The organism is Frankia nepalensis, assembly GCF_016786325.1.
Lineage (GTDB): Bacteria > Actinomycetota > Actinomycetes > Frankiales > Frankiaceae > Pseudofrankia > Pseudofrankia nepalensis.
Window position 1 is genome coordinate 1 of record NZ_JADWYU010000275.1, and the last position, 5,279, is coordinate 5,279.

The 5,279-nt window shown below is 75.7% G+C and carries 3 protein-coding genes; 1 reads left to right on the forward strand and 2 read right to left on the reverse strand.

Annotation, left to right across the window (positions count from 1 at the left end; genetic code table 11):
• Positions 1 to 273 precede the first annotated feature (273 nt).
• Positions 274 to 2,178, forward strand: a complete 1,905-nt coding sequence (locus I6A81_RS40175; protein ID WP_203010491.1) for an AMP-binding protein — start codon at positions 274 to 276, stop codon at positions 2,176 to 2,178.
• 19 nt (positions 2,179 to 2,197) lie between these two features.
• Here the strand turns inward: I6A81_RS40175 and I6A81_RS40180 are convergent, their stop codons facing one another.
• Positions 2,198 to 2,761 carry a tetratricopeptide repeat protein gene (locus tag I6A81_RS40180; RefSeq protein WP_203010492.1) on the reverse strand — a complete coding sequence of 188 codons (564 nt, stop codon included), beginning with the start codon at positions 2,759 to 2,761 and terminating at the stop codon, positions 2,198 to 2,200.
• A gap of 368 nt (positions 2,762 to 3,129) precedes the next feature.
• Positions 3,130 to 5,082 carry a sodium/solute symporter gene (locus I6A81_RS40185; RefSeq protein WP_307875225.1) on the reverse strand — a complete coding sequence of 651 codons (1,953 nt, stop codon included), beginning with the start codon at positions 5,080 to 5,082 and terminating at the stop codon, positions 3,130 to 3,132.
• Positions 5,083 to 5,279: the final 197 nt, after the last annotated feature.

Here is a 5,279-nt window from a genome sequence, read left to right on the forward strand (position 1 = left end):
CCCCCCTCCCGGCTGGCCGGGTCGGACCCAGACAGGCCGCGGACGCCCAGGTGGCGCCGCGGCCCCGTCCGGCCCCCCGACGGGCCGCATTCCCGGAATGGCTCGGAACCGGCCCCGAGCCGCGCCACCGCGGACACCTGGCGACGCGACGACCCAGATCCGTCCGGGCCACGCCACGGGCGGGATGGACGATGCGCCTGGGCGGTCGGCCATGCCACTGTGATGGCGGTAACAGCGGATCAGGGTCGGATCCGGGCGGCGGAGGAGAGGTTCATGGGCGACTACCGGCGACAGTATCGGCGGGCCATCGAGGAGCCGGAAGAGTTCTGGGCCGAGCAGGCGCGCGCCGTCGACTGGGTGCGCCCGCCGGAGCGGGTCCTGGACGCGAGCCGTCCGCCGTTCTACCGCTGGTTCCCGGACGCGACGCTGAACACCTGCGCGAACGCCGTCGACCGGCATGTCGCGAACGGCCGCGCCGACCAGGTCGCCCTCATCTACGACTCGCCGGTCACCGGGACGCTGCGCCGCTACACCTACCGCGAGCTGCGCGACGAGGTCGCGCGCGCGGCCGGCGCGTTCGCCGCCCTCGGCGTCGCCACGGGCGACCGGGTGATCGTGTACCTGCCGATGATCCCGGAGGCGGTCATCACCATGCTGGCCTGCGCCCGGCTCGGCGCGGTCCACTCGGTGGTGTTCGGCGGCTTCGCCCCGGCCGAGCTCGCCGCCCGCATCGACGACGCCCGCCCGACGCTGGTCGTCAGCGCGTCCTGCGGCATCGAGCCGACGCGGCTCGTCCCGTACAAGCCGATGCTCGACGAGGCGCTGCGGCTGGCCGCCCATCCGCCGGCGAAGACCGTGATCGTCCAGCGCGACCAGCGGCGGTGCGACCTCGTCTCGGGCCGCGACCACGACTGGGCCGACGTCGTCCCCGGGGCGTCCCCGGCCGATCCGGTGGCCGTGGCCGCGACCGACCCGCTCTACATCCTCTACACGTCCGGCACGACCGGCCGGCCCAAGGGCATCGTGCGCGACAACGGCGGGCACGCGGTCGCGATGGCCTGGTCGATCGCCAACGTCTACGACGTCGGCCCGGGCGACACGATGTTCACCGCGTCCGACATCGGCTGGGCCGTCGGCCACTCGTACACCGTCTACGGCCCGCTGCTGGTCGGCGCGACCACGGTCCTCTACGAGGGCAAGCCGGTCGGGACCCCGGACGCGGGCGCCTTCTGGCGGGTCGTCGCCGAGCACGGCGTGAAGGTCGTCTTCACCGCGCCCACCGCGATCCGCGCGATCAAGAAAGAGGACGCGGCCGGCGCGCACCTGGCCAAGTACGACGTCGGCTCGACGCTGCGGGCGCTCTACCTGGCCGGCGAGCGCCTCGACCCGGCCACCTACGAGTGGGCGTCGACCATGCTCGGCGTCCCGGTCGTCGACAACTGGTGGCAGACGGAGACCGGCTGGCCGATCGCGGCCAACCCACTGGGCCTGGAGCGCCTGACGGCCAAGCCCGGCTCGCCGTCGGTCCCGATGCCCGGCTACGACGTGCGCGTCCTCGACCCGGAGAAACCGGCCGGCGTCGAGGTCCCGGCGCGTACCGAGGGAGCGATCGCGATCCGGCTGCCGCTGCCGCCCGGCACGCTGCCGACGCTGTGGGGCGACGACGACCGCTACGTCGCGTCGTACCTGTCGACGTTCGACGGCTACTACCTGACCGGCGACGGCGGCTACGTCGACGAGGACGGCTACCTGTTCGTCCTCGGCCGCACCGATGACGTGATCAACGTGGCCGGCCACCGGCTGTCGACCGGCGAGATGGAGGCGGTGCTGGCCGCGCACCCGGCGGTCGCCGAGTGCGCCGTCGTCGGCGTCGCCGACTCGTTCAAGGGCCAGGTGCCGCGCGGGCTGGTCGTCGTGAAGAGCGGGATCGACGTGGACCCGGCCGTCCTCGCCGACGAGCTGGTCGCCCGGGTGCGCGCCGAGATCGGCCCGGTGGCCGCGTTCAAGCGGGTCGACGTCGTCGCCGCCCTGCCGAAGACCCGTTCCGGCAAGATCCTGCGCCGCACCATGCGCGAGATCGCCGACGGCCGCGCCCCGGCCATCCCGTCCACCATCGAGGACGCCGGCGTCCTCGACGCGCTGCGCCCCGTACTGGCCCCCGACCCCGCCGGCGGTTGACACCCGGCGGGCAGGCGGCTCAGTCGGCGACGGCGTCGAGGTAGTCGTCGGCGAGTTCGTCGAGCTCGTCCGTGGGGTAGCCGAGGCTGTGCCGGACGCGGCGGCGGCCAACGAGGAGCAGGTCGAGCATGAACTCCGGGACGTCCGCGTTCTCGCAGCGGTGGTAGCCCATGGTGAACCAGGTGTGCGCGTCGGCGAGTAGCCCGTGCATCTCCAGCGACTCGGCTACCGCGGCGTAGAGGTCCGGGTCCTGGCTGCGGACGGCCTTCAGCTCGCGCAGCAGCCCGGATGCCTCGTCGGGCCGGCCGGTGCGCAGCAGGGCGTCGTGCAGCCAGACGCGCGGGTCGGTCCGCTGGCAGTCGCCGGCGGCGATGGCCTCCTGGTAGCAGCGGATCGCCGCGTCCCAGTCCCCGGCCAGCCCATGCTGCCCACCGGCGTCGACGAGCAGCGACGCCCGGTTGATCTCGCCAGCGTGCAGCTCCGGCTTCTCGGCGAGCTCCTCGAGCCGCGCGGCCGCGGCGTTGTGCCGTCCGTCCCCCGCCGCCTTGATCACGATCTGGTCGACATCATCGTCGGTGAGCATGCCCCATTGTCCCGACCGCCGAGCCACGCCCGGCCACCGCCACCCCGCTGGTCCATCCGCCGCCCCACCCGGCCGGGATCGTCCCCTATGTCCGCTGTCCGCGCCGCCGGATCCCGTCACCGCGCCGTCGCCGGCCGGACCGCCCGTGCGGGCCCGGCGCGGCCCGTTCGGACACCTGATCAGTTCCGAGGCCGAGGTTGGCCGGCCACGTGAGGCGATGAACATCGCTGGTGGCTGGCCGGTCCTGGGATCGGGCCATGGGCTGTGGTGCCAGACGAGGCGGTTTTCGGCACCAGGGCGGCTGGGATCATGGTCGAACTTCCCACAGGCCATGACCAGCCACCCGTCGGGGCCGCCCCGCTCACCGGTCACGAGGTTTCGCGCCAATCGGGGATGGCGGCGACGTCGCGGGCACCCGTCGCCGAAGCCGCGGCGGTGCCGGAGGCCGGGGAGGCGGCGCGGGCGGCGCGCAGGCCCTCGGGGACGTGCAGCCGGGTGAGGACGCCGCCGACGCCGGCGGGCATGGTGGCGGGGGTGCGCAGCGAGACGACCAGCATCACCGCGAACGCCAGCGGGACGGTCCACGCGGCCGGCTGGGCGAGCAGCGCCCCCGCGAGCCCCGCGGGCGCCCCGCCGAGCATGGTCACCAGGGCGGCGGACGCGGCCGTGAGACCGCCGACCGCGAGGCCCGCGAGCGCGCCGGCCACCGTGAGGCGCCGCCACCAGATACCCAGGACCAGCAGCGGGCAGAACGTGGACGCGGCGACGGCGAACGCGAGGCCGACCGTGTCGGCCAGGCCCACCCTCGTCGCGAGCAGCGTGCCCGCCGCCGGCACCGCGACGGCGAGGACCGCGCCGGCCCGGAAGCCGGCGACGCCGGTGCGGGTCCGGTGGCGCAGCAGGTCCTGGCTGAGCACCCCGGCGACCGAGACCGTCAGCCCGCTCGACGTCGACAGGAAGGCGGCGAACGCGCCGCCCATCACGAGCGCCGCGAGCGCCTCGCCCCCGGCTCCGGGCAACATCCGTTCGGGCAGGGCCAGCACGACGGTGTCGGTCCGGCCGGTGAGCAGCAGGTCCGGGGCATAGATCCGGCCAAGCGCCGCGTACACCGGCGGGAACAGGTAGAACACGCCGAGCAGCCCGACGACGGCGGCGGCCGCGCGCCGAGCGCCTTGGCCGTCGGGATTCGTGTAGAAGCGGACGATCACATGCGGCAGGCCCATGGTGCCGAGCAGCAGCGCCAGGAGCAGCGAGTACGTCCGGTAGAGCGAGTGGTCGCGGCGCGCGCCGCCGGCCGGCGCGGTGCCGGTCCCGCCGCGGCCGAGGATCTCCTCCGCGCGCGGCACGGGGGTCCCGGCGGGCAGCGTCACCGTGCTGCCCGCGGCGATCACGGCCGTCGTCGCCGGGCCGGCGCCGCCCGTCCCCGCGGCCGCCGCGGCCGTGGCCGTCAGCGCGGGCGCGGGCGCGGCGGTCCGGGGCGTGGGCCCGGCGGCGCCCGGGGCGGGCGAGACGGGCGAGACGGGCGAGGCTGCTGGGGCGACCGGGCCGAGCCGGACGGGCCCGGCGACCGGCCGGCCGTCGAGCACGCCATGGATGGTGAGCGTCGTCGGGTGGTCGACGCGGACGCGGACCGTGTCGACGAGGCGGACCGTCACCGGCCGGACCGTGCGCGGGTCCCCGTCGGCCGGCGCCGCCGGCGCGCCGTCCGACCACCACGCCGCCAGCAGGAAGATCACCGGAATCGCGATGGCGGTGAGCTTCAGCCAGTACTGGAACGCCTGCACGATGGTGATCGAGCGCATCCCGCCGGCGAGCACGTTGAAGACCACCACCCCGGCGACGATCACCGCCCCGAGCCAGGCCGGCGCGCCGGTGGCGGCGCGCAGCGCGAGACCGGCGCCCTGGAACTGCGGGAGCAGGTAGAGCCAGCCGATCCCGACGACGAGCACCGAGGAGACCCGGCGGACGAGCACCGAGCCCATCCGGATCTCGGCGAAGTCCGGCAGGGTGAACGCCCCCGAGCGGCGCAACGGCGCGGACACGAGCACGAGCAGCACGACGTAGCCCGCGGTGTAGCCGATCGGGTACCAGAGCATGTCGGCGCCGACGGCCAGCACCAGCCCGGCGACGCCGAGGAAGCTCGCAGCCGACAGGTACTCGCCGCCGATCGCCGAGGCGTTCCAGCGCGGGCTCACGACCCGGCTGGCCACGTAGAAGTCGCTGGTCGTGCGGGACAGCCGCAGCCCCAGCGCCCCGACCGCCAGCGTCGCGACGCAGACGGCGGCGACGGCGAGCGCCGGCGGCCAGGCCGTTCCCGTCACGTCTGGCCGTCGCGGGGCGCCGCCCCGGCGCGCCCTCCCGGCCGCGGGAGAACCCCAGGCGGCGGCCGGCGGGGCCGGGGGGCCCCGCCCCCCCCCCCCCGGCCGGCCCCCCCCCCCCCCCGCGGCGCTGGTCGCCCGGCTGTCCCGTGCCAGGCCGCCGCTCGCCGTCACCTGTCGCTTCCCGCGCGGGATCTCGG

Bases quoted from the DNA above. Each gene is read 5' to 3' on its own strand.
- I6A81_RS40175 (WP_203010491.1), top strand. From the start codon at position 274: ATGGGCGACTACCGGCGACAGTATCGGCGGGCCATCGAGGAGCCGGAA.
- I6A81_RS40180 (WP_203010492.1), bottom strand. From the start codon at position 2,761: ATGCTCACCGACGATGATGTCGACCAGATCGTGATCAAGGCGGCGGGG.